The organism is Pseudomonas sp. B21-041 (assembly GCF_024748675.1).
In the GTDB taxonomy this organism is placed as follows: domain Bacteria; phylum Pseudomonadota; class Gammaproteobacteria; order Pseudomonadales; family Pseudomonadaceae; genus Aquipseudomonas; species Aquipseudomonas neuropathica.
The window spans coordinates 4,918,086-4,943,436 of record NZ_CP087175.1 but is presented as its reverse complement, the minus strand read 5'-3'; the positions used below and the strand labels follow the sequence as shown (position 1 = coordinate 4,943,436).

Annotated in this window: 25 protein-coding genes and 1 tRNA gene; 15 read left to right on the top strand and 11 right to left on the bottom strand. The window is 59.2% G+C overall.

Going from position 1 to position 25,351, the window contains the following annotated elements; genetic code table 11:
* Positions 1–16: 16 nt before the first annotated feature.
* From LOY43_RS22010 to nadA, 15 genes are all read left to right on the top strand, one after another.
* Positions 17–763 carry a YebC/PmpR family DNA-binding transcriptional regulator gene (locus tag LOY43_RS22010; protein ID WP_007912738.1) on the top strand — a complete coding sequence of 249 codons (747 nt, stop codon included), beginning with the start codon at positions 17–19 and terminating at the stop codon, positions 761–763.
* Between the two features lie 158 nt (positions 764–921).
* Positions 922–1,449 carry a crossover junction endodeoxyribonuclease RuvC gene (ruvC, locus tag LOY43_RS22005; RefSeq protein WP_007962095.1) on the top strand — a complete coding sequence of 176 codons (528 nt, stop codon included), beginning with the start codon at positions 922–924 and terminating at the stop codon, positions 1,447–1,449.
* 114 nt (positions 1,450–1,563) lie between these two features.
* Positions 1,564–2,172, top strand: coding sequence for a Holliday junction branch migration protein RuvA (gene ruvA / locus LOY43_RS22000; protein ID WP_034153418.1), 609 nt, complete (start codon positions 1,564–1,566; stop codon positions 2,170–2,172).
* A complete protein-coding gene (gene ruvB, locus LOY43_RS21995; RefSeq protein ID WP_007912736.1) occupies positions 2,173–3,234 on the top strand; it encodes a Holliday junction branch migration DNA helicase RuvB in 1,062 nt (353 codons plus the stop codon).
* 127 nt (positions 3,235–3,361) lie between these two features.
* Complete coding sequence (gene ybgC / locus LOY43_RS21990) at positions 3,362–3,829, top strand: tol-pal system-associated acyl-CoA thioesterase (RefSeq protein WP_095048214.1); 468 nt, start codon at positions 3,362–3,364, stop codon at positions 3,827–3,829.
* The gene (gene tolQ / locus LOY43_RS21985) at positions 3,819–4,514 is read left to right on the top strand and encodes a protein TolQ (protein WP_008080223.1); all 696 of its coding nucleotides are present in this window, start codon (positions 3,819–3,821) and stop codon (positions 4,512–4,514) included. Before ybgC ends, tolQ begins: the two co-directional genes overlap by 11 nt.
* Positions 4,515–4,537: 23 nt before the next feature.
* The gene (tolR, locus tag LOY43_RS21980) at positions 4,538–4,990 is read left to right on the top strand and encodes a protein TolR (RefSeq protein WP_161806672.1); all 453 of its coding nucleotides are present in this window, start codon (positions 4,538–4,540) and stop codon (positions 4,988–4,990) included.
* The gene (tolA, locus tag LOY43_RS21975; protein ID WP_016983827.1) at positions 4,990–6,072 is read left to right on the top strand and encodes a cell envelope integrity protein TolA; all 1,083 of its coding nucleotides are present in this window, start codon (positions 4,990–4,992) and stop codon (positions 6,070–6,072) included. Before tolR ends, tolA begins: the two co-directional genes overlap by 1 nt.
* 17 nt (positions 6,073–6,089) lie before the next feature.
* Positions 6,090–7,370, top strand: a complete 1,281-nt coding sequence (gene tolB, locus LOY43_RS21970) for a Tol-Pal system beta propeller repeat protein TolB (RefSeq protein WP_016983828.1) — start codon at positions 6,090–6,092, stop codon at positions 7,368–7,370.
* A gap of 52 nt (positions 7,371–7,422) precedes the next feature.
* Positions 7,423–7,920: a peptidoglycan-associated lipoprotein Pal gene (pal, locus tag LOY43_RS21965; RefSeq protein ID WP_003178634.1), complete on the top strand. Its 498-nt coding sequence runs from the start codon at positions 7,423–7,425 to the stop codon at positions 7,918–7,920.
* A gap of 6 nt (positions 7,921–7,926) precedes the next feature.
* Positions 7,927–8,760, top strand: coding sequence for a tol-pal system protein YbgF (gene ybgF / locus LOY43_RS21960; protein WP_007912724.1), 834 nt, complete (start codon positions 7,927–7,929; stop codon positions 8,758–8,760).
* A gap of 166 nt (positions 8,761–8,926) precedes the next feature.
* Positions 8,927–9,574, top strand: a complete 648-nt coding sequence (gene queE, locus LOY43_RS21955; RefSeq protein WP_095048211.1) for a 7-carboxy-7-deazaguanine synthase QueE — start codon at positions 8,927–8,929, stop codon at positions 9,572–9,574.
* A gap of 1 nt (position 9,575) precedes the next feature.
* Positions 9,576–10,268 (top strand): 7-cyano-7-deazaguanine synthase QueC, encoded by a 693-nt coding sequence (gene queC, locus LOY43_RS21950; RefSeq protein WP_095048210.1) that lies wholly within the window; start codon positions 9,576–9,578, stop codon positions 10,266–10,268.
* 62 nt (positions 10,269–10,330) lie between these two features.
* Positions 10,331–10,406: transfer RNA gene (locus LOY43_RS21945), tRNA-Lys, on the top strand.
* 271 nt (positions 10,407–10,677) lie between these two features.
* Positions 10,678–11,736, top strand: a complete 1,059-nt coding sequence (gene nadA / locus LOY43_RS21940) for a quinolinate synthase NadA (protein ID WP_016773509.1) — start codon at positions 10,678–10,680, stop codon at positions 11,734–11,736.
* Between the two features lie 135 nt (positions 11,737–11,871).
* On the opposite strand, the gene LOY43_RS21935 is transcribed toward nadA, so the two are convergent.
* From LOY43_RS21935 to arcA, 11 genes are all read right to left on the bottom strand, one after another.
* Positions 11,872–12,360, bottom strand: coding sequence for an RDD family protein (locus LOY43_RS21935; protein WP_095048209.1), 489 nt, complete (start codon positions 12,358–12,360; stop codon positions 11,872–11,874).
* A 96-nt stretch (positions 12,361–12,456) separates the two neighbouring features.
* Positions 12,457–12,669, bottom strand: a complete 213-nt coding sequence (locus LOY43_RS21930) for a cold-shock protein (protein ID WP_003227496.1) — start codon at positions 12,667–12,669, stop codon at positions 12,457–12,459.
* A gap of 403 nt (positions 12,670–13,072) precedes the next feature.
* Positions 13,073–14,197, bottom strand: a complete 1,125-nt coding sequence (gcvT, locus tag LOY43_RS21925) for a glycine cleavage system aminomethyltransferase GcvT (RefSeq protein WP_258708715.1) — start codon at positions 14,195–14,197, stop codon at positions 13,073–13,075.
* A 146-nt stretch (positions 14,198–14,343) separates the two neighbouring features.
* Positions 14,344–15,720 carry an L-serine ammonia-lyase gene (locus LOY43_RS21920; protein WP_095048207.1) on the bottom strand — a complete coding sequence of 459 codons (1,377 nt, stop codon included), beginning with the start codon at positions 15,718–15,720 and terminating at the stop codon, positions 14,344–14,346.
* Positions 15,721–15,922: 202 nt separating this feature from the next.
* Complete coding sequence (gene gcvP / locus LOY43_RS21915) at positions 15,923–18,775, bottom strand: aminomethyl-transferring glycine dehydrogenase (protein WP_258708714.1); 2,853 nt, start codon at positions 18,773–18,775, stop codon at positions 15,923–15,925.
* An 11-nt stretch (positions 18,776–18,786) separates the two neighbouring features.
* Positions 18,787–19,170: a glycine cleavage system protein GcvH gene (gene gcvH / locus LOY43_RS21910; protein ID WP_095126188.1), complete on the bottom strand. Its 384-nt coding sequence runs from the start codon at positions 19,168–19,170 to the stop codon at positions 18,787–18,789.
* A gap of 437 nt (positions 19,171–19,607) precedes the next feature.
* On the bottom strand, positions 19,608–21,116 hold the full coding sequence (locus tag LOY43_RS21905; RefSeq protein WP_007908048.1) for a sigma-54-dependent transcriptional regulator: 1,509 nt from the start codon (positions 21,114–21,116) through the stop codon (positions 19,608–19,610).
* A gap of 403 nt (positions 21,117–21,519) precedes the next feature.
* Entirely contained in the window at positions 21,520–21,882 is a 363-nt protein-coding gene (locus LOY43_RS21900; RefSeq protein WP_095048204.1) for a DUF5064 family protein, read from the bottom strand.
* Positions 21,883–21,944: 62 nt separating this feature from the next.
* Positions 21,945–22,874 (bottom strand): carbamate kinase, encoded by a 930-nt coding sequence (gene arcC / locus LOY43_RS21895; RefSeq protein ID WP_034153407.1) that lies wholly within the window; start codon positions 22,872–22,874, stop codon positions 21,945–21,947.
* A gap of 140 nt (positions 22,875–23,014) precedes the next feature.
* Positions 23,015–24,025, bottom strand: coding sequence for an ornithine carbamoyltransferase (locus LOY43_RS21890; RefSeq protein ID WP_008086805.1), 1,011 nt, complete (start codon positions 24,023–24,025; stop codon positions 23,015–23,017).
* Between the two features lie 69 nt (positions 24,026–24,094).
* A complete protein-coding gene (gene arcA, locus LOY43_RS21885; protein ID WP_095048203.1) occupies positions 24,095–25,351 on the bottom strand; it encodes an arginine deiminase in 1,257 nt (418 codons plus the stop codon).

The window sequence follows — 25,351 nt, the reverse complement described above, 5'->3', positions numbered from 1 at the left end:
GAATTCGGAGCGAGTTATGGCAGGTCATTCCAAGTGGGCGAACATCAAGCACCGCAAAGAACGTCAGGATGCCAAGAGAGGCAAGATCTTCACCAAGTGGATCCGCGAGCTGACCGTTGCAGCCCGTCAGGGCGGCGGTGATCCGGGTTCCAACCCGCGTCTGCGTCTGGCCTTGGACAAGGCGCTGAGCGCGAACATGAGCCGCGACATCATCGACCGTGCCGTGGCGCGCGGCGCTGGTGCCACCGAAGCGGATAACGTTGAAGAGCTGACCTATGAAGGTTACGGCCCGGGCGGCGTGGCGGTGATGGTCGAGTGCATGACCGACAACCGCAACCGTACTGCTGCTGCTGTGCGCCATGCGTTCAGCAAGTGCGGTGGTAACCTCGGCACCGACGGTTCGGTAGCTTACTTGTTCGAGCGCAAAGGCCAGATCAGCTTCGCGCCGGGCGTTGATGAGGACGCACTGACCGAAGCGGCGCTGGAAGCCGATGCCGATGACGTGGTCAGCCACGAAGACGGCTCGATCGATGTGTTCACCTCGTTCACCAGTTTCTATGCCGTGCGTAACGCGCTGGAAGCCGCTGGATTCAAGGGCGATGACGCGGAAATCGTCATGCAGCCGACCACTAGCGCCGAACTGGATCTGGAAGGCGCGGAAAAGGTGCTGAAGCTGATCGACATGCTTGAGGATCTGGATGACGTGCAGAACGTTTATTCCAACGCGGATATTCCGGAAGACGTGGCCGCTCAGCTCGGTTAAGAGCGGCTACGATTCAATGTGGGAGCGAGCCTGCTCGCGAAGGCGGATTTTCAGGCAACATCGTTGCTGATGATGAAACCGCCTTCGCGAGCAGGCTCGCTCCCACATTTGTTATGGGTTGATTTGAAAATCGTGCTTTTACCGAATCTGCAGGCGTTATGACTTTAATTCTTGGTATCGACCCCGGTTCGCGCATCACCGGTTACGGGATTGTTCGCGATACCGGGCGTGGCGGCTGTATCTATGTGGCATCCGGCTGCATCCGCACTGGTGCGGGCGAGCTGCACGAACGCCTGCAAATCGTCTATCGCGGCGTGCGCGAGATCATCCAGACCTACGGACCGGTGACCATGGGCATCGAAAAGGTGTTTATGGCGAAAAACGCCGACTCGGCGCTGAAGCTGGGGCAGGCGCGCGGTGCAGCGATCGTCGCCGGTGCGGAAGAGTGCCTGGAGATCGCCGAATATACGGCCACGCAGGTCAAGCAAGCCGTTGTCGGCACCGGCGCCGCCAATAAAGAGCAGGTGCAGATGATGGTCATGCACATGCTCAAACTCACCAGCAAACCGCAAATCGATGCCTCTGACGCTCTGGCCATTGCCATTTGCCACGCGCACACACGTTCCAGTCTGCTGCCGCACGGCCTGGGAACGGCACGCAGTCGTGGCGGGCGCCTGCGTCTCTGATAGCATCAGCATCAATTTTCCTGAAAGCCGGTTTTTGCGCCTGGGTCGTCGGCCCGAAATCCGCCTTTCGACAGTCGCCAGCCCACGGCTGGCCAACGCTCAAGGATCTGAAACGTGATTGGACGCTTGCGCGGCACCCTGGCTGAAAAACAGCCGCCGCACCTGATTCTGGATGTAAACGGCCTCGGGTATGAGCTGGAAGTGCCCATGACCACGCTTTATCGCCTGCCGTCGGTCGGTGAACCGCTGACCTTGCACACGCATTTGGTCGTACGCGAAGACGCGCAATTACTCTATGGTTTTGCCGGCAAGCGTGAGCGAGACTTTTTTCGCGAGTTGATCCGTCTCAATGGTGTCGGGCCAAAATTGGCCCTGGCCTTGATGTCGAGTCTGGAAGTCGACGAGTTGATCCGCTGCGTGCAGTCTCAGGACACCTCGGCGTTGACCAAGGTGCCGGGTGTCGGCAAGAAAACCGCCGAACGCCTGCTGGTCGAACTCAAGGATCGCTTCAAGGCCTGGGAAACTACGCCAGCCATGTTCGCGCTCGTGCCGAACCAGCCGGATGGCCCGGCGCCGGTTAACACCGCCGAGAACGATGCGGTCAGTGCGCTGATTTCCCTGGGCTACAAGCCGCAGGAAGCGAGCAAGGCGATTACCGCCATCAAGGACAAGAATTTGAGCAGTGAAGACCTGATCCGCCGCGCCCTGAAGGGAATGATTTAAGTGATTGAAGCTGATCGTCTGATCACCGCCGCGCACAGCCCGCGCGAGCGCGAAGAAGTCCAGGACCGGGCCATTCGCCCGGTCAGCCTGGCCGACTACATCGGCCAGCCGACCGTGCGCGAGCAGATGGAGCTGTTCATCCAGGCCGCCCGTGGCCGAAGCGAATCCCTCGACCATACGCTGATCTTCGGCCCGCCGGGTCTGGGCAAGACCACGCTGGCCAACATCATCGCTCAGGAAATGGGCGTATCGATCAAGAGCACTTCCGGGCCGGTGCTTGAACGTCCGGGTGATCTGGCGGCGTTGCTGACCAATCTTGAGCCGCACGATGTGTTGTTCATCGACGAAATCCATCGTCTGTCGCCGATCGTTGAAGAAGTGCTGTATCCAGCGATGGAGGACTTTCAACTCGACATCATGATTGGCGAAGGGCCGGCAGCGCGTTCGATCAAGCTCGATCTGCCGCCATTCACGCTGGTCGGCGCGACGACTCGCGCCGGCATGCTGACTAACCCGTTGCGTGACCGCTTCGGTATCGTCCAGCGTCTGGAGTTCTACAGCACGGCTGATCTGGCGACGATTGTCAGCCGTTCCGCAGCCATCCTCGGTCTGCCGCTGGATCCGGAAGGCTCGTTCGAAATCGCGCGCCGCGCCCGGGGCACCCCGCGGATCGCTAACCGTCTGCTGCGCCGTGTGCGCGACTTCGCCGAAGTGCGTGCCAAGGGCCATATCACCAAAGCGGTGGCGGACCTGGCGCTGAACCTGCTGGATGTCGACGAACACGGTTTCGATCATCAGGACCGGCGTCTGCTGCTGACCATGATCGAGAAGTTCGATGGCGGCCCCGTCGGTATCGACAGCCTCGCCGCTGCAATCAGCGAGGAACGCCACACGATTGAAGATGTGCTGGAGCCGTATCTGATCCAGCAGGGTTACATCATGCGCACTCCACGGGGCAGGGTGGTGACGCGCCATGCGTACCTGCACTTTGGTTTAAACATCCCGTCACGAATGGGTGAAATGCCCGTGGCAGACGAGTTTCTCGATGCCGTGGACGATTGATACACATTTTTTGTCGATTTATTCAGGGTTTGTACGGTCATAGGACGGTACTTTTGCGGTAAAGCCCTGAAACCATGAAAAACAGTTGCCTGGCCGGATTGGCAACCTGAGGAGTAAGCACTAGAGTATGCGCGCGCAAAACGGGCTTGAGTCGTTCGCACATCGTTGTCGCGTTTATTACGAGGACACCGATGCGGGCGGCATCGTGTATTACGTTAATTACCTCAAGTTTATGGAACGGGCTCGAACCGAGCGGCTTCGCGAGCTGGGCTTTGCCCAATCGCAGCTGGCAGGGGAGGACCTGTTGTTTGTCGTGCACTCCAGCGAAGCGCGCTATCACGCGCCGGCGCGACTGGACGACGAACTGCTGGTAAGCGCTGATGTAATCGAATTGAACCGGGTCAGCCTGCGCTTCAAACAGCAGGTCAGGCGGGCAACGGATAATGTGCTGCTCTGTGAGGGGCAGTTTTTGGTGGCCTGTGTGCGCACTAACAGTTTGAAACCCCGGGCCCTTCCCGAAGACTTGCGTGCGGCCTTTGCCGACGCGGTCGGCCCGGGTACACACTCAAAGCAGGAGATAAAGCGTGGAAGCTAACGTCGTCGACCATTCCTCCATGTGGAGCCTGGTCAGCAATGCCAGCATCGTGGTGCAGTTGGTAATGTTGACCCTGGTGGCCGCATCGGTGACCTCATGGATCATGATCTTTCAGCGCAGCAATCTGCTGCGCGCCGGTCGACGCGCCCTGGAGAGCTTCGAAGAGCGCTTCTGGTCGGGTATCGACCTGTCCAAGCTGTACCGTCAGGCGGGCAGCAACCCTGACCCTGATTCGGGTGTGGAGCAGATCTTCCGTGCCGGCTTCAAGGAGTTCTCCCGTCTGCGTCAGCAGCCAGGTGTCGACCCTGAAGCGGTCATGGAAGGTGTGGCCCGTGCCATGCGCGTCGCCATTTCCCGCGAAGAAGAGAAACTGGAGCAGAGCCTGCCGTTCCTCGCCACTGTCGGTTCGGTCAGTCCGTACATCGGTCTGTTCGGTACCGTGTGGGGCATCATGAACTCCTTCCGCGGCCTGGCCAGCGCCCAGCAAGCAACCCTGGCCACTGTGGCCCCGGGTATCGCCGAAGCTCTGATCGCTACTGCGATCGGTCTGTTCGCCGCGATCCCTGCCGTAATCGCTTACAACCGTTTCGCCGCTCGCAGCGAAACCTTGTTGGGCCGCTACTACACCTTCGCCGATGAATTCCAGGCGATCCTGCACCGCAAAGTGCACACCAGCGAAGAATAAGCAGGTAATTTCCAATGGCTTTAATCGCTCGAGCTCGCAAAAAGCGCAAGCCGGTTGCCGAGATGAACGTGGTGCCTTACATCGACGTGATGTTGGTACTGCTGGTCATCTTCATGGTGACCGCGCCGATGCTCAATCAGGGCGTGAAAGTTGATCTGCCCAAGGTTTCCAGCGAAGCCTTGCCGCAGGACAACAACACTCAGGTTCTGACCATTTCGATCAAGGCTGACAAGACCTACTACTGGAACCTTGGCAGCGAAGTCGATACCGAGAAGCAACAGGACAGGGCCATGACTCTGCCGCAAATGACCGACGCGGTGACCAAGATCATTCGTGCCGGCACTGAAGGCGGCAAGCGTACCCAGGTCTTCATCCGCGGTGACAAGACCGTCGACTATGGTTCCGTCATGGGCGCCATGGGCGGGCTGCAGAAAGCCGGGGTCGGTAATGTTGGTTTGATTACCGAGGCCCCCTGATGCAGCAACAGCGAGAGCCGTCCGCCTCGGAAAGCTACTTCTGGCCTAGCGTTCTGGCAATTGTCCTGCACGTGCTGGTGTTCGGCATGCTGTTCGTCAGTTTTGCCTTTACACCAGAGCTGCCGCCGGCCAAGCCGATTGTCCAGGCGACCCTCTACCAACTGAAATCTAAAAGTCAGGCAACCACCCAGACCAATCAGAAGATTGCGGGTGAGGCGAAGAAATCCGCCGCGCGCCAGACCGAAGTCGAGCAGATGGAGCAGAAGAAGGTCGAGCAGGAAGAGATCAAGGCCGCTGCGGAACAAAAGAAAGAAGAAGCGGCTCAAAAAGCCGAGGAAGCCAAGAAGGCCGACGAGTCGAAGAAAGCAGACGAGGCGAAAAAGGCTGATGAAGCCAAGAAAGCCGACGAAGCCAAGAAGACCGCCGAAGCCAAAAAGGCTGAAGAGAAACAATTGGCTGATATAGCCAAGAAGAAATCTGAAGAAGAAGCGAAAAAGGCTGCTGAAGAAGAGGCCAAGAAAGCCGCTGCTGAAGAAGCCAAGAAGAAGATCGTCGAAGACGCGAAGAAGAAAGCCGCCGAAGACGCCAAGAAGAAAGCTGAAGCTGAAGAGGCGAAGAAGAAAATCGCCGACGAAGCGAAGAAGAAAGCTGCTGCCGATGCTGCGAAGAAGAAAGCGCAGGATGCGGCACGTAAATCGACTGAAGACAAAAAGGCTCAGGCCTTGGCCGATTTGCTTTCCGATACGCCGCAGCGCCAGCAGGCCTTGGCCGATGAGCAGGGTGACGAAGTCGCGGGCAGTTTCGATGACCTGATTCGTGCGCGAGCTGCAGAGGGCTGGGCCCGTCCACCTTCGGCACGCAAAGGCATGACAGTTGTACTGCAGATCGGCATGTTGCCGGACGGTACGGTGACTTCGGTCAGCGTCGCCAAGTCCAGTGGCGATGGTCCGTTCGATGCGTCGGCAGTCGCGGCAGTGAAGAATATTGGACGTTTGACAGAAATGCAGGGAATGAAGCCGAGCGATTTCGCTCCGTATCGTTCATTCAAGATGACATTCACACCTGAGGATCTAGCCTTGTGAGAAACCTTCTTCGAGGAATGCTGGTCGTGATCTGCTGCATGGCAGGGATCGCGATGGCGGATGAAAAGAACATTCTGGTTACCAGCGGCAGCGATCGGGCTACTCCGATCGCAGTCGTACCGTTCGGCATGCAGGGCGGTGCCGTGCTGCCGGACGACATGGCAGAAATCATTGGTAACGATTTGCGTAACTCGGGCTACTACTCGCCGATTCCAAAGCAAAACATGATCAGCCAGCCAAGCCAGCCGAGCGAAATCATCTTCCGTGACTGGAAGGCGGTGGGTGCTCAATACATGATGGTCGGCAGCATTGCGCCAGCCGGCGGTCGCCTGCAGGTGCAGTGGGCACTGTTCAACGTGGCCACCGAACAGAAAGTGGCTGACGGCAGTGTTTCCGGCACCACCGAGCAACTGCGTGACATGGCGCACTTCATCTCCGACCAGTCGTTCCAGAAACTGACCGGTATTGAAGGTGCGTTCTCGACGCGTCTGCTGTACGTGACGGCTGAGCGCTTCTCCGAGAAGAACACCCGTTACACCCTGCAGCGTTCGGACTACGACGGTGCTCGCGCCGTGACCTTGCTGCAATCGCGTGAGCCAATCCTGTCGCCGCGTTTTGCACCGGATGGCAAGCGCATCGCCTATGTGTCGTTCGAGCAGAAGCGCCCACGCATCTTCATGCAGAACATCGACACCGGTCGCCGTGAGCAGATCACCAACTTCGAAGGTCTGAACGGCGCGCCAGCCTGGTCGCCGAACGGTGATCGCCTGGCGTTCGTGCTGTCGAAGGACGGTAACCCGGATATCTACGTGATGAATCTGGCTTCGCGTCAGATTACCCGTGTGACCGCAGGTCCTGGCATCAACACCGAACCGTACTGGGGCAAGGATGGTTCGACCATCTACTTCACCTCGGACCGCGGCGGAAAGCCTCAGATCTACAAAACCAGCGCCAGTGGCGGTGGTGCCGAGCGTGTGACGTTTGTAGGTAATTACAACGCCAACCCGAAACTTTCGGCTGATGAAAAGACTTTGGTGATGATCCATCGTCAGGATGGCTTCACCAATTTCAAGGTGGCAGCTCAGGATCTGCAGCGAGGGAGTGTAAAGATCCTCACTGATAGCACTCTGGACGAGTCACCTACTGTTGCGCCCAACGGCACCATGGTAATCTACGCCACCCGCCAACAGGGCCGGGGAGTCTTGATGCTCGTGTCCATTAATGGACGCGTTAGGCTCCCGCTTCCTACCGCTCAAGGCGAAGTCAGAGAACCGTCCTGGTCCCCTTACCTGAAGTGAGCGGGCGCTACACGTTTTACTTAACACACTGGGGTTCATTAGGAGTTTCACGATGGAAATGCTGAAGTTTGGTAAATTTGCTGCGCTGGCTCTGGCCATGGCTGTAGCTGTAGGTTGCTCGTCCAAAGGCGGCGACAACGCCGGTGAAGGCGCTGTTGATCCAAACGCTGGTTACGGCGCAAACACTGGTGCCGTTGACGGTTCCCTGAGCGAAGAAGCTGCTCTGCGCGCAATCACCACCTTCTACTTCGAATACGACAGCTCGGACCTGAAGCCAGAAGCCATGCGCGCTCTGGACGTTCACGCCAAAGACCTGAAAGCAAACGGCGCTCGCGTTGTTCTGGAAGGCAACACCGACGAACGTGGTACTCGTGAGTACAACATGGCACTGGGCGAGCGTCGTGCGAAAGCCGTTCAGCGCTACCTGGTACTGCAAGGTGTTTCCCCAGCTCAGCTGGAACTGGTTTCCTACGGCGAAGAGCGTCCAGTTGCTACCGGCAACGACGAGCAGTCCTGGGCTCAAAACCGTCGCGTCGAACTGCGTAAGTAATTCGATATGCGAACGTGCCGTCGTGCTGTAACTGTTCTGGCTCTCAGTCTCGCGCCGCTTGCGGCGTGGGCTGCGGTTCCTGTGGTCGATGACAACTCCGGTTATAACAATAGCGGGAGCAGTTATCCGCCTGCAGGTTACGGTACGAACGGCGCCTATGCCGGGGGAGCGGCTTCGGCCCCTGCCTCGGCACAAGGCATGCTGTTCAACCAATTGCAACAGATGCAGGATCAGATTTCTCGCCAGCAAGGCGTGATCGAAGAACTGCAGAATCAGGTTGCGCGCATGAAGCAGGAATCCCTGGAGCGATACCAGGATCTTGATCGGCGCATAGGATCCGGCGTTGCACCTGCCGCGACTCCTGAGAATTCTTCTGCCGGTGGCGATGCAAGTGCTGCTGCCGGTGCTGCCGCTGGCGCCGGGGCTGCTGCCCAGGCACCTGCTGCAAGCAGCGAACCGGGTGATCCGGCCAAGGAAAAGCTGTATTACGATGCCGCTTTCGACCTGATCAAAGCCAAGGATTTCGACAAGGCCAGCCAGGCTTTTGCCGCTTTCTTGCGCAAATACCCGAACAGCCAATACGCGGGCAATGCTCAGTACTGGTTGGGCGAAGTCAATCTGGCCAAGGGCGATCTGCAAGGTGCAGGTCAGGCTTTCGCCAAGGTTTCGCAGCTGTATCCCAAGCACGCCAAAGTGCCAGACTCGCTGTACAAGCTGGCTGACGTAGAGCGCCGCCTCGGTCATACCGACAAGGTCAAAGGCATTCTGCAGCAGGTGGTGGCCCAATATCCGGGTACTTCCGCCGCTCAGTTGGCTCAACGCGATCTGCAACGCATGTAAGGTCGTGTTACCCGTTTAGAAGAAACCCGCGCTTGTCGCGGGTTTTTTCGTTAGAATTCACGCCCTTTTTCTGAAACACGCTTCTTGCGGTCTACGCGTTGGCGGGATTGCCTGAAGTGCCTGACGGAGGCGGACAGCCTGTTTAGCTGTTACGCCCGTGGCGACTATGCAAGACACATTGAGAATCACCGAAGTTTTCTACTCGTTGCAGGGGGAAACGCGGACTGCCGGGCTGCCCACGGTTTTTGTGCGCCTGACCGGTTGCCCTCTGCGTTGCCAATACTGCGACAGCGCCTATGCGTTCAGTGGCGGCACCATCCGCACCCTCGACGACATCCTCGAGCAAGTGGCCGGATTTCGTCCGCGCTACGTCTGTGTCACCGGCGGTGAGCCGCTGGCGCAGCCGAACGCCATTCCTTTGCTCAAACAGTTGTGTGACGCCGGTTACGAGGTTTCGCTGGAAACCAGTGGCGCACTTGACATTTCGGCCGTCGATCCGCGCGTCAGTCGGGTTGTCGATCTGAAAACGCCGGACTCGAAAGAAGCCCATCGCAACCGTTACGAGAACATCGAACTGCTGAGCCCCAACGATCAGGTGAAGTTTGTCATCTGCTCGCGCGACGACTATGACTGGGCCGTCTCCAAACTGATTCAGTACGGTCTTGATCGGCGTGCCGGCGAAGTGCTGTTCTCCCCAAGTCACCATGACCTCAATGCTCGCGATCTGGCGGACTGGGTGGTGGCGGACAACCTGCCGGTGCGGTTGCAGTTGCAGTTGCATAAATATCTGTGGAATGACGAGCCGGGGCGCTGATATGACCGAACAACTGAACACTCTCGAAAAACGCGCGGTCATCCTGCTGTCCGGTGGCCTGGACTCGGCGACCGTCGTGGCCATGGCACGCGCCGAAGGCTACCGCTGCTACACCATGAGCTTCGACTACGGCCAGCGTTCGCACGCCGAACTGCACGCCGCTGCCCGCGTCGCCCGCGACTTGGGTGTGATCGAACACAAGGTGATTGGCCTCAACCTGAATGGTATGGGCGGCTCGGCACTGACCGACAGCAGCATCGATATTCCGGAGGAGCTGGGCGAAGGCATTCCGGTGACGTACGTGCCGGCGCGTAACACGGTGTTCCTTTCGCTGGCGTTGGGCTGGGCAGAAGTGCTGGGTGCGCGTGACATCTTTATTGGTGTCAACGCCGTGGACTATTCCGGTTACCCGGATTGCCGTCCCGAGTTTATCGAGTCGTTCGAGCGCATGGCCAACCTGGCGACCAAGGCCGGTGTGGAAGGCAACGGTTTCCGCATTCAGGCGCCCCTGCAGAACCTGAGCAAGGCGCAGATCGTCCAGGCGGGCGTGAAGCTCGGCGTTGATTATGGCCTCACCGTTTCCTGCTATCAGGCCGACGATGACGGCCGCGCGTGCGGTAAATGCGACAGCTGCCGCCTGCGCGCAGAAGGCTTCGCGGCCGCTGGTGTGGACGATCCAACACCTTATTTTTGATTATTTTCAAAAAGGTGTTGAATAGTCCTTAAAAATCAGTATTATACGCGCCACCACACAGCGGGTCGTTAGCTCAGTTGGTAGAGCAGTTGGCTTTTAACCAATTGGTCGTAGGTTCGAATCCCACACGACCCACCATATTTGGCGGTTTAGAAAATCCGGAAGGCCCACGAAAGTGAGGATTTCCGGGTTTTTTTTTGCCTGTAATTTCGCTCCGCGTTATTTCAATACCCGCAGCGCTGACGCAGGTCAGAATCATCTTTTGTATCAACGGGATATTCTGTAGCCTTGCGCAGCTTCAATGCTGTCCGTGCCTGATAATACTCACTCTCCCGGCGGTACCCTCAAGCGGTCCGGAGCCGGGTGTATACTCGACTTTCGCGCGAACGCGCCTGCAGGTCTTGCGAACATGACGCAGATTTCCGAACGCCTTCTGGTTCAAGCTCACCTCGATGCCAAACAGCCCAAACCGCTGACGGCCGAGGAGGAGGCTTATTACCGTTCCGCCATTGCCGCCGAGCTCAAGGCTCAGGACGCGGTGCTGGTGGCCCACTTTTATTGCGATCCGGTGATTCAGGCTCTGGCCGAAGAAACCGGCGGTTGCGTCTCCGATTCCCTGGAAATGGCCCGCTTCGGCAATGCTCACCCGGCCAAAACCGTGGTGGTCGCCGGCGTGAAGTTCATGGGCGAGACCGCGAAGATTCTCAACCCGGAAAAACGCGTGCTGATGCCGACCCTGGAAGCGACGTGCTCGCTGGACCTGGGTTGCCCGGTCGACGAGTTCTCGGCGTTCTGCGATCAGCACCCGGAGCGCACGGTGGTGGTCTATGCCAACACCTCCGCAGCCGTTAAGGCTCGGGCTGATTGGGTGGTGACTTCGAGTTGCGCGCTGGAGATCGTCGAAAGCCTGATGGACAACGGCGAGACCATCATCTGGGGGCCGGACAAGCATCTGGGCACTTACATCCAGCGCAAGACCGGCGCGGACATGCTGCTGTGGGACGGTGCCTGCATCGTTCACGAAGAGTTCAAGTCCAAGCAGCTTGAAGACATGAAAGCGTTGTACCCGGACGCTGCGATTCTGGTGCACCCGGAGTCGCCAACGTCGGTGATCGAACTGGCGGACGCCGTGGGTTCCACCAGCCAGTTGATCGCTGCCGCGCAATCGCTGCCGAACAAGACCCTGATCGTTGCGACCGACCGTGGCATCTTCTACAAGATGCAGCAGCTGTGCCCGGACAAGGTCTTCATCGAGGCGCCAACCGCTGGTAACGGCGCGGCGTGCCGCAGTTGCGCACATTGCCCGTGGATGGCCATGAACACCCTTGAGCGCACGCTCAAGAGCTTGAAGGAAGGGACCAACGAGATCTTTGTTGATCCGGCGTTGATTCCGCAGGCGATCCGGCCATTGAAGCGCATGCTCGACTTTACTCAAGCGGCGCGGATGAAGCTGGCCGGTAACGCCTGAGGTCTTTCAGGCAATAAATAAACCTGTAGGAGTGAGCCTGCTCGCGATAGTGGTGTGTCAAACAACGAAAATGTTGACTGACACACCACTATCGCGAGCAGGCTCACTCCTACAGTGGTTTTCGGCGTCTGAAAATTATTTGGTCTTCTTCGGGATCCGGACGAGGCGGGTATCGGAATAGATGTCATGCCACGTGCGCTTCTGCTTGTCGTACAGCGACCAGAGGAATCCCAACCCCACGCACAGCCACGACGCAATCGACACCATAAACCGCAACAACGCCTGCCACAGGCTGATCGCCGTGCCATTGGCGTTCTGCACGCGAATGCCCCACACCTGCATGCCCAGCGTCTGACCGCCGTGGGTCCAGAACTTGGCAAAAAATGCGAACAGAACCAACACCAGCACGGTCGAGTAGAGCGGATCACCGTCGAGCTTGCCGGCATCGGTCATCACTCGCAGGCGCTCTTCACCAATTATCGCTGCCTGAATCATCTTGTAGATGCCACCCGTGACGATCAGCAGGGCGGTGCATAGCAGAAAGTCATAGAACATCGCCGCCAGACGCCGGCCTAGACCAACGGCGGGAAAATCGCCCTGTGGGGTGAGCAGGTTTTTCGACATGGCAGCCTCTGGACGCAAAATGAAGCGCCATTTTACGGATTCGCGCGCACAAAAAAGCCCCTGATATCAATATCAGGGGCTTTTTCGTAACAGAAATCAGGCTTCTGCTTGTACTTCGTCAGCCTGCATGCCTTTCTGGCCCTGCACAGCAACGAAGGTCACTTTCTGGCCTTCTTTCAGGCTCTTGAAACCGTTGCCCTGAATGGCGCGGAAATGTACGAACAGATCCGGACCGCTTTCTGGAGTGATAAAACCAAAACCTTTCTCGTCGTTAAACCACTTGACGGTACCGCTCTGACGTGTGGACATTTCTTATTTCCTTTGACGCAAAAATTAATGACAGTCTCTTTCTCATGAAAGAGTACTGGGGCTGGTTGCAGGAGAGTAAGAAGACGTCGAACGGGATGTAGCTAACTTGTAGGCTACTGCCCAGGTCACGATTCCAAGCTGACCCATGCAAACACAGTGGAGAAACTCTACGCCAACTACGGGAGAAAAAACAAGCCCTGCGAAGCCCCCGGTTTTACTGAGCTTGAGCAAGTTAATCCTCTCGCTAGTGCGGTCTTAGACGATTAGCCTGTTCAATTGTTTTCGATCGTTATAAGCAAAGTTCATATTCGAATCAGTTGATAGAAAATGCACTTTTTTGTGGCGATTGCGTTACACATTAGTGCACGCATAACGCAATCGCGTTACTTATAGAAACAGTCAATCAGCCGCGATAGTAGCGTTGTGGAACAAATGGCATTTTGCTTACAAGCATTTGCACCTTTTTCCCACGAACGATGGCCCAAACCGGTGTGTCGAGGGTGACATATGCGCTGTCGAGGTAACCCATCGCCAACGGCCCGCCCAAGGTCGGACCGAAACCACCGCTGCACACGCTGCCGATGATTTCGCCGGCTTCGTTGACGATTTCTGCGCCTTCACGCACGGGTGTGCGCTCCTGCGGCAGCAAGCCGACGCGTTTGCGTGCCACGCCATTCTGTTGCTGGGCGAAAATATTCTCCGCGCCCGGGAAACCGCCGGCCCGCGCGCCATCAGCGCGACGTGGCTTGGAGATCGCCCATAACAGGCTGGCTTCGATCGGCGTGGTCTCGGTGTTCATGTCGTGGCCGTAGAGGCACAGACCGGCTTCCAGACGCAGCGAGTCGCGAGCGCCGAGGCCAATGGCCTGGACTTCCGGTTCGGCGAGCAGGGCGCGGGCAAGTCTTTCGGCATCTGCAGCTGGTACGGAGATTTCGAAACCGTCTTCACCGGTGTAACCCGAACGGCTGACAAAGCAGTCAACGCCGAGCAGATTGACACGGGCGAACTGCATAAAAGTCATTTTTTCAACGGATGGTGCCAGCCGCGCCAGCACGGTGACCGCCGCCGGACCTTGCAATGCCAGCAGAGCGCGCTCTTCGAACAGCGCCGTAATGGTGCACTGATCGCCGATGTGTTTTTGCAGGTGGGCAAGGTCCTGATCCTTGCACGCGGCGTTGACCACCAGGAACAATTCGTCATTACCGAGGTTTGCCACCATCAGGTCGTCGAGAATGCCGCCGTTGTCGTTGGTGAACATCGCGTAACGCTGCATGCCCACCGGCAGGTCGATGATGTCTACCGGCACCAGGCTTTCCAGGGCTTTGGCGGCGTTGGCGCCGGTCAGGCGAATCTGGCCCATGTGCGAGACATCGAACAGCCCGGCCTGCTCACGGGTGTGCTGGTGTTCTTTCATCACGCCGAGTGGGTATTGCACCGGCATGTCGTAGCCGGCGAACGGCACCATGCGAGCGCCGAGTTCGATGTGCAGAGCGTGCAGCGGGGTTTTCGACAGTTGTTCGGTGGACATGCGTGGCTCCTTGAAAATTAGAGTTTGGGGGTAAGAGGCAAGATCAAGATCAAAAGCCCCTCACCCCAGCCCTCTCCCCAGCCCTCTCCCGAAGGGAGAGGGGGCTAATTACTTTTCTCTCCCAGAGGGAGAGGGCTGGGGTGAGGTCAGCATTCGATAATGTTGACCGCCAGACCGCCGCGGGCGGTCTCTTTGTATTTGCTTTTCATGTCGGCGCCGGTCTGGCGCATGGTGCGGATGACTTTGTCGAGGGAGACGAAATGCTGGCCGTCGCCACGCATGGCCATGCGCACCGCGTTGATGGCTTTTACCGAGCCCATGGCATTGCGCTCGATGCACGGCACTTGCACTAACCCGCCAATCGGGTCGCAGGTCAGGCCGAGGTTGTGCTCCATGCCGATTTCCGCAGCGTTCTCGACTTGCTGCACGCTGCCGCCAAGCACTTCGCACAACGCACCGGCCGCCATCGAACAGGCCACGCCGACTTCACCTTGGCAGCCGACTTCAGCGCCGGAGATCGATGCGTTCTCCTTGTAGAGAATGCCGATGGCCGCAGCGGTCAGCAGAAACCGTACGACGCCGTCGTCATTCGCGCCTGGGATAAAACGCATGTAGTAATGCAGCACCGCTGGAATGATCCCCGCCGCGCCGTTGGTGGGGGCAGTGACCACACGTCCGCCATTGGCGTTTTCTTCGTTGACCGCCAAAGCGTAGAGGTTGACCCAGTCGAGCACTGACAACGGATCGCGCAACGCCGATTCCGGGTTCTTGCACAGTTGCCGATGCAACGCTGCCGCACGGCGTTTGACCTTCAAGCCGCCGGGCAAAATACCTTCGTTACGGCAGCCCGCAGCGACGCAGTCCTGCATCACCTGCCAGATTTTCAACAGGCCGGCGCGGGTTTCCGCCTCCGGGCGCCAGGCGCTTTCGTTGGTCAGCATCACCTGACTGATCGACAGACCGTAGGTGGCGCAATGACCGAGCAAGTCCTTGGCGCTTTTGAACGGGAAGGTCAGCGGCGTGGCGTCTTCGACGATGCGGTCGGCACCGGCCGCGTCCTCGTCGACCACGAAACCACCGCCAACCGAGTAGTACTCGCGGCTGCGGATCTGAATCCCCGCCGCATCGAAGGCGCGGAAGATCATGCCGTTGGGGTGATAGGCCAGCGGCTTGCGGATCATTGCCAGATGTTCTTTCTCGTTGAACGCAATGCTGTGTTCGCCGAGCAGGTTCAGTCGTCCGTTGCCGCGAATTTCTTGCAGGCGCGCGGCGACGGTTTCGGTATCAACGGTATCGGGATGTTCGCCTTCGAGGCCGAGCAGCACGGCTTTGTCGCTGCCGTGACCTTTACCGGTGGCGCCGAGGGATCCGTACAGCTCAACGCGAACGCTGGCGGTGGTGGTCAGCAGGTTTTCACGTTGCAGGCCTTCGGCGAAACGCGCAGCAGCACGCATCGGGCCGACGGTGTGGGAACTGGAGGGGCCGATGCCAATCTTGAACAGGTCGAACACGCTTAACGACATGAGTGGTTCTCCGGTTTCTTGTTATAGGAATTGGCAAAACATCAGGCTTGATGGGTTCCATGTGGGAGCTGGCTTGCCAGCGATGGCGGAGTGTCAGGCAACAGAGATGGACACTGATCCACCCTCATCGCTGGCAAGCCAGCTCCCACAGGGATTTTTGGTGTTCTGGAGAATGGGACAGGTCAACCCGCCCCTCATTCCATTAAGCGTAGCTTTCGATCGACGGGCAGGCGCACACCAGGTTGCGATCGCCGAAGACGTTGTCGACACGACCGACCGGTGGCCAGTATTTGCCTTCGATCAGCGACGCGACCGGGTACACGGCTTGCTCGCGGCTGTACGGGTGGGTCCACTCGCCAACCAGTTCCGCAGCGGTGTGCGGAGCGTTTTTCAGTGGGTTGTCGTCCTTGTCCAGCGTGCCGTTTTCCACCGCGCGGATTTCTTCGCGGATGCGGATCATGGCGTCGCAGAAGCGGTCCAGTTCTTCCTTGGATTCGCTTTCGGTCGGCTCGATCATCAGCGTGCCCGCGACCGGGAACGACATGGTCGGTGCGTGGAAGCCGAAGTCGATCAGGCGCTTGGCGACGTCATCAACGCTGATGCCGCTGCTGTCTTTCAACGGACGCAGATCGAGGATGCATTCGTGTGCCACCAGACCGTTGCTGCCGGTGTACAGCACTGGGTAGTGCTCTTCGAGACGACGGGAAATGTAGTTGGCATTGAGGATCGCCAGCTGCGAAGCGCGTTTCAGGCCTGCGCCGCCCATCATGCGAATGTACATCCAGGTGATCGGCAAAATGCTCGCGCTGCCGAACGGTGCTGCGCAGACCGCGCCCTCTTTGCGTTCCATCTGGCCGTGGCCCGGCAGGAACGGGGTCAGGTGCGATTTCACGCCAATCGGGCCGACACCCGGGCCGCCACCGCCGTGCGGGATGCAGAAGGTTTTGTGCAGGTTCAGGTGCGAGACGTCGCCGCCGAACTTGCCCGGTGCGCAGAGGCCAACCATTGCGTTCATGTTGGCGCCGTCGATGTACACCTGGCCGCCGTTGTCATGAATGATTCCGCAGATTTCGCGGATGCCTTCTTCGAACACGCCGTGGGTCGACGGGTAAGTGATCATCAGCGCGGCGAGGTGTTCGCGGTGCTCGATGGCTTTGGCGCGCAGGTCTTCGATGTCGACGTTGCCGCGCGCATCGCACGCGGTCACAACCACGCGCATGCCAGCCATGTTGGCGGTGGCCGGGTTGGTGCCGTGGGCGGACGACGGAATCAGGCAGATGTCGCGACGCTCATCGCCACGGCTCTGGTGATAGGCGCGGATCGCCAAGAGGCCTGCGTATTCACCTTGCGAACCGGCGTTCGGTTGCAGCGAGATCGCGTCGTAACCGGTGGCGGCGCAGAGCATCGCTTCCAGTTCATCGGTCAGTTGCTGGTAACCGGCGCTCTGTGCGGCTGGGGCGAACGGGTGCAGGGCGCCGAATTCAGCCCAGGTCACCGGGATCATTTCGCTGGCAGCGTTGAGTTTCATGGTGCACGAACCCAGCGGGATCATGGTGCGATCCAGTGCCAGATCCTTGTCTGCCAGTTTGCGCAGGTAGCGCATCAGCTCGGTTTCCGAGTGATAGCGGTTGAACACCGGGTGGCTAAGGATCGGCGACTGACGTACCAGCGAGGCTGGAATGGTGCTTTGTACGGAGGCGGCGAGAGCAGCGAAGTCCGGCAGGGTCTTGCCATCGGCGAACAGGCCCCAAAGGGTTTCGATGTCAGCCTGGGTGGTGGTTTCGTCGACCGACAGGCCCAGACGCTGAGCGTCGATCACGCGCAGGTTGATCTGCGCAGCGTGTGCCTTGTCGTGCAGCGCGGCGGTGTTTGCGCCGGTGGCGACGGTCAGGGTGTCGAAGAAACTGGCTTGTTCGACGTTAGCGCCCAGCGCGGTCAGACCCTTGGCCAGGATCGCGGTCAGGTGATGCACGCGGTTGGCAATCTGCGTCAGGCCTTTCGGGCCGTGGTAGACGGCGTACATGCTGGCGATGTTGGCCAGCAGCACTTGTGCGGTGCAGATGTTCGACGTGGCCTTCTCGCGGCGGATGTGTTGCTCGCGGGTCTGCATCGCCAGACGCAGCGCCGGCTTGCCGAAACGGTCAACCGAGACACCGACCAGACGGCCCGGCATATCACGCTTGAACGCATCTTTGGTGGAGAAGTAAGCGGCGTGCGGGCCACCAAAGCCCAGCGGTACGCCGAAGCGTTGTGCCGAACCGATGGCAACGTCAGCACCGAACTCGCCCGGGGCGGTCAGCAGGGTCAGGGCCAGCAGGTCGGCAGCCACGGCGACCAGAGCGTTGGCGGCGTGGAAGCGTTCGGTCAGTTCGCGATAGTCGAACACATCACCGTTGCTCGCCGGGTATTGCAGCAGCGCGCCGAAGAACGGCGTTACGTCAGTCAGTTCACGTTCGTCGCCGACCACAACTTCAATGCCCAACGGCTCGGCACGAGTGCGCAGCACGTCGAGGGTCTGCGGGTGGCTGTGGATCGAGGCGAAGAACTGGTGGCTGCCCTTGTTCTTGCTCAGGCGTTTGCAGAAGGTCATGGCTTCGGCAGCGGCGGTGGCTTCGTCGAGCAGCGAGGCGTTGGCGATCGGCAGGCCGGTGAGGTCGCTGATCATGGTCTGGAAGTTCAGCAGCGCTTCGAGACGACCTTGGGAAATTTCTGGCTGATACGGGGTGTACGCGGTGTACCAGGCCGGGTTTTCCAAGAGGTTGCGCAGGATCGGCGACGGCGTGTGGCAGTTGTAGTAGCCCTGGCCGATGTAGGTCTTGAACAACTGATTCTTGCCGGCGATCGATTTGATCATCGCCAGGGCATCGGCTTCGCTGAGGCCGTCGTCCATGCCGAGCACGCTGGTGCCCTTGATGCTTTCCGGGATGACGCTGGCGCTCAGGGCTTCAAGCGAGTCGAAGCCGAGGCTGTTGAGCATGGCTTGCTCGTCACCGGCGCGCGGGCCGATGTGACGGGCGATGAATTCGTTGGCGGTGCCAAGGTTTACTTGAGTCATGTCGGTGTTCCTCAGGCTTCGGCTTGGGCTTTGATCAGACGGTCGTACGCGTCCTGATCGAGCAATTTGCCGACAGCGGCGGCGTCGTTAGGCTGGAAGCGGAAGAACCAGCCTTCGCCCAGCGGATCTTCGTTGACCAGTTCCGGGGCGTCTACCAGCGCCGGGTTGACTGCCAGTACGTCGCCGTCGAGCGGCATGTACACGCCGCTGGCGGCTTTCACCGATTCCACGGTGGCGGCTTCGGCGCCCTTTTCGTAAGCCTGCAGCTCAGGCAGTTGCACGAACACCACGTCGCCCAAGGCGTTCTGCGCGAAAGCGGTGATGCCGACAGTAACGCTGCCGTCAGCTTCGGTGCGCAGCCATTCGTGATCTTCAGTAAAACGCAACTCGCTCATGGAAACTCCTCAGGGGGCCAGACTCGTCTGGTGGACGCGGTGGAATAGTCGGGCGCGAAGGCCCTTATTTATGAAGGGTTGATTAGCAAGAATGTGGCCAATGTTGATTTATCGTTATAAATCAATGAATTAGATATTTTGGGGGTCGAAGGTTCAGAGATGCCTGTAGCGAAATCGCTACAGCATGGAGCGAGGATAAAAGCTGAACGGGATCAAAGCCTTGCACAGCGGTGATCGGAAGTGTGTGTAGCGATATCGTTCCGCTGTAGCGCTTTCAGTACAGGTGGAGGTCGTTTTTGACGCGATTTCGAAATCACCCTCTAACCCTGTGGGAGCGAGCTTGCTCGCGAAGAGGGTGTGTCAGTCACTAATGATTCTGCTGATATAGCGCTTTCGCGAGCAGGGGGGTATTTCCCGCAGGTGAACTTGTGGTGTTTTCAGGGTTTGTTGGGGATGCCGTATTTGCGCAGGCGATGGGCAATGGCCGTGTGCGAAGTTTGCAGGCGGCTGGCCAGTTGGCGGGTCGAGGGGTAGCTGACGTAGAGTTTTTCCAGCAGGGAACGCTCAAAAGCTTCGACCGCTTGCTCGAGGCTGTCGACATCGCTGTCGGTTTGCCGCGCCACCGAGGTGCCAGCAATGTCGAGATCGCCAATATCCACCAGGCTACTCTCGCAAATCGCCGCCGCGCGGAAAATCACGTTCTGCAATTGCCGCACATTGCCCGGCCAGCGATTGCCGAGCAGCGCCGGGTAAGTTCCTGGGGCGAGACGGCAGACCGGGCGCTGGATCTGCGCGCAGGCTTGCTGCATGAAATACCGCGCCAATAGCAAAATGTCTTGCCCGCGTTCACGCAGCGGTGGCACTTCTACGTTGAGCACGTTGAGGCGATAAAACAGGTCTTCGCGGAACAAGCCTTCGCTGACCATTTTTTCCAGATCGCGGTGGGTCGCGCTGAGGATGCGCACGTTGACCTTCACCTCACGATCACCGCCCACGCGGCGGAAGCTGCCGTCGTTCAAGAAACGCAGCAGCTTGGCCTGCAAGTACGGCGACATCTCGCCGATCTCATCGAGAAACACCGTGCCTTGGTTGGCCAGTTCCATCAGCCCCGGTTTGCCGCCGCGCGCCGCGCCGGTAAAGGCGCCGGGGGCGTAGCCGAACAGTTCGCTTTCGGCGAGGTTCTCCGGTAGGGCCGCGCAGTTGAGGGCCAGAAACGGTGCACTGTGTCGCGCGCTGATGGCGTGGCAGGCGCGGGCGACCAGTTCTTTACCGGTGCCGGTTTCGCCTTGAATCAACAGCGGTGCATCAAGAGCGGCGACTCTTTGCGCGCGGGCCTTGAGCGTACGAATCGCCGGGGACTCGCCGAGCAGCGCATCGAAACCTTCGGCGTGGTCATGGTGCAGTGCCGAGAGTTGTTCGCCGATACGGTTCGGTTGATACAAGGTCAGCAGGGCGCCGGCGTCAGTGATCGGCGTGGCGTCGAGCAGCAAAGTCTGGCCGTTGACGGTGATCTCGCGCAGCGGCAGACGGAAGCCATGTTCGAGCAAGGTGTCGAGCAGCGCGGGATCATTGAACAGTTCCGCGACACTCTCGCCGGCCGGTTCGCGACCGTACAGCGCGATCAACGCCGGGTTGGCCAGCAGCACCTTGCCGGCACTGTCGAGGGCGAGCACCGGGTCGGTCATCGCCGCCAGCAACGCATCGAGCTGCAAATGCCGACGCTGGCCGGGGAGGATGTCGACCACGGTCACAGCCTCGACGCCGAGCACGCGGAACAGCGCATCTTTAAGCTCTTCGAGCACTTGCGGGCTCAAGGTCGGGGCATCGATGTAGACGTTGGGCGGGATCATCTCCACCGCATCCAGATTGAGATTGCGCCCACCGAGGATAGCCAGGACTTCCTGGGTGATGCCGACGCGGTCGATGAAGCTGACGTGGATACGCATGGGGCGGTTCAGTGATCTGCAGTGCGGAGGGTGGCAAGTATGCCTTAAATCAAAAACACCCTCATCGGAAACGCCGCCCGCCCAGCCCTCTCCCAGGGGGAGAGGGGGCCGGCCGAGGTGTCTGAGGTTTGACATCGACCTGAAAGAACCAGTCGATTATGGATTCGGTAAAGCGAGTTCAGGTCGGCGTAACTCCGAAGCATCCCCCAATCAGTCCCCTCACCCCAGCCCCCTCCCGGAGGGAGAGGGGGCTGACCGAGGTGTCTGAGGTTTGACATCGACCTGAAAGAACCAGTCGATTATGGATTCGGTAAAGCAAGGTCAGGTCGGTGTAACTCTAGAGCATCCCCCAATCAGTCCCCTCTCCCTTTGGGAGAGGGCTAGGGTGAGGGGCTTTTGCGGGTTATTCGAAATGCTCAAGATTGACCGGGTCGCCGGACTTCATATCAAGTTGCTTGCGGATGTCTTCAAACATCATATCGTAATGCTTGTGAACCGAGCCGATCTGGCTGTGCGTCTTGGGAATGCCGTACTTCTCGGCGATTTTCGTCACATTGTTGGCAAAGTTGTAGGCCTCCTCTTTGGGCAGGAAGAAGGTCTCTTTCATGTCCTTGCCCTGAAGGTTGCCATGCATCGTGAACTGGATGCCTTTGCCTTTTTGCGGATCGCTGAAGACTTCATAGTCGAGGTGCACGTTGTAACTGACGTCATCCGGCGTCAACGCGTGCCGCTCAATATGCAGATGACCGGGTTCAAACTGGGCCATGGTTTTCTCCTTTCAAGGCATGGGAGAAGGGCAGACCTCGGGCCTGCCCCCGGAGTTTCTAACTATCGGTAAGTGATGCCGGGCTTCGCAGTGGTCACGCGAGTACCGGCAGTGCCCTGGACAATCGCTTCGATGTCCGCCAGCGAACCGATCACCGCGACCTTGCCAGTATGGCGTGCAAATTCGCAGGCTGCCTGCACCTTCGGCCCCATCGAGCCGGCGGCGAAGCCGAGGCGTTCCAGCTCATCCGGGTGCGCTTCGGCAATGGCTTTCTGCGTCGGCTTGCCGTAATCGATGAACGCCGCGTTGACGTCCGTGGCGATTACCAGCAAGTCGGCTTCCAGTTGCTCGGCGAGCAGCGACGAGCACAGGTCCTTGTCGATCACCGCCTCGATGCCCTTGAGGTTACGGTTCTCGTCGTACATGGTCGGAATCCCGCCGCCACCGGCGCAGATGACGATGCTGCCCTTGTCCAGCAGCCACTTGATCGGGCGGATTTCGAAGATGCGTTTTGGCCGAGGGCTGGCGACCACGCGGCGGAACTTGTCGCCGTCCGGGGCAATCGCCCAGCCTTTTTCGGCGGCGAGTTTTTCTGCTTCAGCCTTGTCGTAGACCGGGCCGATCGGCTTGGTCGGGTTCTGGAAGGCCGGATCCTTGGCGTCGACTTCAACCTGGGTCAGCAGGGTGGCGAACGGCACTTCGAAGTCGAGCAGGTTGCCCAGTTCCTGTTCGATGATGTAGCCGATCATGCCTTCGGTTTCGGCACCGAGCACGTCCAGCGGGTAAGGGGTGACAGAGGTGTAGGCCGCCGCTTGCAGCGACAACAGGCCGACTTGCGGGCCATTGCCGTGGGCGATGACCAGTTGGTTGCCGGGATGGATCTTGGCGATTTGCTCGGTGGCGATGCGGATGTTGGCGCGCTGATTGTCAGCGGTCATCGGTTCACCACGGCGGAGCAGGGCGTTACCGCCCAGCGCTACGACGATACGCATAATGCATGTCCTTTTCGTGTTGATCGTTCCCACGCTCTGCGTGGGAATGCCGCCACGGACGCTCCGCGTCCGCTGTGACGCAGAGCGTCACGGGATGCATTCCCACGCAGGAGCGTGGGAACGATCATGGATCAGAGTGGTTACAGATCAGCCAGGGTCGAGACCAGAATCGCCTTGATCGTGTGCATGCGGTTTTCCGCTTGCTCGAAGGCGATGCAGGCTGGCGACTCGAACACGTCGTCGGTCACTTCGATGCCGTTTTTCAGGTGCGGATACTGCTCGGCAATCTGTTTGCCGACCTTGGTATCGCTGTTGTGGAACGCCGGCAGGCAGTGCATGAACTTGGTGCGCGGGTTGCCGCTGGCTTTCATCAGTTCGGCGTTGACCTGGTACGGCAGCAGTTGCTGGATACGCTCGGCCCAGGCTTCCACCGGCTCGCCCATCGACACCCAAACGTCGGTGTGGATGAAGTCGACGCCTTTGACGGCGGCTTTCGGGTCTTCAGTCAGGGTGATACGTGCGCCACTTTCTTCCGCATATTTGTGGCAACGCTCGACCAGATCATCCAGTGGCCACAGCGCTTTCGGCGCACAGATACGCACGTCCATGCCGAGTTTGGCGCCGACCAGCAGCAGCGAGTTGCCCATGTTGTTGCGCGCATCGCCGAGGTAGGCGTAGCTGATTTCATGGATCGGCTTGTCGGCGTGTTCACGCATGGTCAGCACGTCGGCGATCATCTGAGTCGGGTGATATTCATCGGTCAGGCCGTTGAACACCGGCACACCGGCGAACTTGGCCAGCTCTTCGACGATTTCCTGTTTGAAGCCACGGTATTCGATGGCGTCGTACATGCGCCCCAGCACGCGGGCGGTGTCTTTCATGCTTTCTTTGTGGCCGATCTGCGACGAGTTCGGGTCGATATAGGTGACGTTGGCGCCTTGGTCATAGGCCGCCACTTCGAACGCGCAACGGGTGCGGGTCGAGGTTTTTTCGAAGATCAGGGCGATGTTGTTGCCCTTCAGGTGTTGTTGCTCGGTGCCGGTGTACTTGGCGCGCTTCAGATCGCGGGACAGGTCGAGCAGGTAACGCAGCTCACGTGGAGTGTGGTGTTCGAGGCTGAGCAGGTTACGGTTGTGAATGTTGAACGCCATGATGATTCTCCTTGGATTCGGTAATCGGCCCGGCCGCTACGGGGTGTGTGCGGCCGGGGAGATGGTCGTTTAGTAATCGATCGGGTCGCGGATGATCGGGCAGGTCATGCAGTGGCCACCGCCACGGCCTCGGCCCAGTTCACCGGCGCTGATGGTGATGACTTCCACGCCGGCCTTGCGCAGCAGGGTGTTGGTGTAGGTGTTGCGGTCGTAGCCGATGACCACGCCCGGCTCCACAGCCACCACGTTGTTGCCGTCGTCCCATTGCTCGCGTTCGGCGGCGAAGCTGTTGCCGCCGGTTTCCACCACGCGCAACTTCGGCAGGTTGAGGGCTTTGGCCACGGTGTCGAGGAAGGTGCCTTCTTCGCGGCGGATGTCGATGCCGCCCTGTTTGCTTTCGTCTGGTCGCAGGGTGAAGGCGACGATCTGGTTCACCACTTCCGGGAAAATTGTCACCAGGTCGCGGTCGCAGAAGCTGAACACGGTGTCCAGGTGCATCGCCGCGCGGGACTTCGGCAGGCCGGCAACGATGACTTTTTCCACGGCTTTGTTCTTGAACAGGTTCAGCGCCAGTTGACCGATGGCCTGACGCGATGAGCGTTCGCCCATGCCGATCAACACCACGCCGTTACCGATCGGCATCACGTCGCCGCCCTCAAGGGTAGAGCTGCCGTGATCCTTGTCCGGGTCGCCGTACCAGATCTCGAAATCGGCATTGGTGAACTGCGGGTGGAATTTGTAGATGGCGGTGGTCAGCAGAGTTTCCTGACGACGCGCTGGCCAGTACATCGGGTTCAGAGTCACGCCACCGTAGATCCAGCAAGTGGTGTCGCGGGTGAACTGGGTGTTCGGCAGCGGCGGCAGAATGAAGCTGGAGTGGCCGAGGAAGTCGCGGAACATCTGGATGGTCTTGCCGCCGAAACTGTCCGGCAGATCATCGGCGGACACGCCGCCAATCAGGAATTCGGCGATGTGCCGTGGCTCAAGGCTTTTCAGCCAGGATTTGACTTCGTTGATCAGGCCCAGGCCCACCGAGTCGGCGGTGACCTTGCGCTCGAGAATCCAGTCCAGTGCTTCCGGGATGGCAACGATGTCGGTCAGCAGGTTGTGCATTTCCAGCACGTCGATGCCGCGCTCACGCATTTTGGTGACGAAGTCGAAGTGGTCGCGCTTGGCCTGGGCCACCCAGAGCACGTCGTCGAACAGCAGTTCATCGCAGTTGTTCGGGGTCAGCCGCTGATGGGCCAGACCTGGGGAGCACACCATGACTTTGCGCAGTTTACCGGCTTCGGAGTGGACGCCGTACTTAACTTTTTCCGTGGTCAT

What these genes read in the sequence shown, in the direction of transcription:
- LOY43_RS21900 (WP_095048204.1), bottom strand. Translation starts at nt 21,882, where the DNA reads ATGGCCCAGTTTGAACCCGGTCATCTGCATATTGAGCGGCACGCGTTG.
- LOY43_RS21930 (WP_003227496.1), bottom strand. Translation starts at nt 12,669, where the DNA reads ATGTCCACACGTCAGAGCGGTACCGTCAAGTGGTTTAACGACGAGAAA.
- gcvH (WP_095126188.1), bottom strand. Translation starts at nt 19,170, where the DNA reads ATGAGCGAGTTGCGTTTTACTGAAGATCACGAATGGCTGCGCACCGAA.
- queE (WP_095048211.1), top strand. Translation starts at nt 8,927, where the DNA reads ATGCAAGACACATTGAGAATCACCGAAGTTTTCTACTCGTTGCAGGGG.
- arcC (WP_034153407.1), bottom strand. Translation starts at nt 22,874, where the DNA reads ATGCGTATCGTCGTAGCGCTGGGCGGTAACGCCCTGCTCCGCCGTGGT.
- LOY43_RS21920 (WP_095048207.1), bottom strand. Translation starts at nt 15,720, where the DNA reads ATGTCGTTAAGCGTGTTCGACCTGTTCAAGATTGGCATCGGCCCCTCC.
- ybgF (WP_007912724.1), top strand. Translation starts at nt 7,927, where the DNA reads ATGCGAACGTGCCGTCGTGCTGTAACTGTTCTGGCTCTCAGTCTCGCG.
- nadA (WP_016773509.1), top strand. Translation starts at nt 10,678, where the DNA reads ATGACGCAGATTTCCGAACGCCTTCTGGTTCAAGCTCACCTCGATGCC.
- gcvP (WP_258708714.1), bottom strand. Translation starts at nt 18,775, where the DNA reads ATGACTCAAGTAAACCTTGGCACCGCCAACGAATTCATCGCCCGTCAC.
- LOY43_RS21935 (WP_095048209.1), bottom strand. Translation starts at nt 12,360, where the DNA reads ATGTCGAAAAACCTGCTCACCCCACAGGGCGATTTTCCCGCCGTTGGT.
- LOY43_RS21905 (WP_007908048.1), bottom strand. Translation starts at nt 21,116, where the DNA reads ATGCGTATCCACGTCAGCTTCATCGACCGCGTCGGCATCACCCAGGAA.
- LOY43_RS21890 (WP_008086805.1), bottom strand. Translation starts at nt 24,025, where the DNA reads ATGGCGTTCAACATTCACAACCGTAACCTGCTCAGCCTCGAACACCAC.
- queC (WP_095048210.1), top strand. Translation starts at nt 9,576, where the DNA reads ATGACCGAACAACTGAACACTCTCGAAAAACGCGCGGTCATCCTGCTG.
- ybgC (WP_095048214.1), top strand. Translation starts at nt 3,362, where the DNA reads ATGCGCGCGCAAAACGGGCTTGAGTCGTTCGCACATCGTTGTCGCGTT.
- LOY43_RS22010 (WP_007912738.1), top strand. Translation starts at nt 17, where the DNA reads ATGGCAGGTCATTCCAAGTGGGCGAACATCAAGCACCGCAAAGAACGT.
- pal (WP_003178634.1), top strand. Translation starts at nt 7,423, where the DNA reads ATGGAAATGCTGAAGTTTGGTAAATTTGCTGCGCTGGCTCTGGCCATG.
- tolA (WP_016983827.1), top strand. Translation starts at nt 4,990, where the DNA reads ATGCAGCAACAGCGAGAGCCGTCCGCCTCGGAAAGCTACTTCTGGCCT.
- arcA (WP_095048203.1), bottom strand. Translation starts at nt 25,351, where the DNA reads ATGACCACGGAAAAAGTTAAGTACGGCGTCCACTCCGAAGCCGGTAAA.
- tolB (WP_016983828.1), top strand. Translation starts at nt 6,090, where the DNA reads ATGCTGGTCGTGATCTGCTGCATGGCAGGGATCGCGATGGCGGATGAA.
- gcvT (WP_258708715.1), bottom strand. Translation starts at nt 14,197, where the DNA reads ATGTCCACCGAACAACTGTCGAAAACCCCGCTGCACGCTCTGCACATC.
- ruvC (WP_007962095.1), top strand. Translation starts at nt 922, where the DNA reads ATGACTTTAATTCTTGGTATCGACCCCGGTTCGCGCATCACCGGTTAC.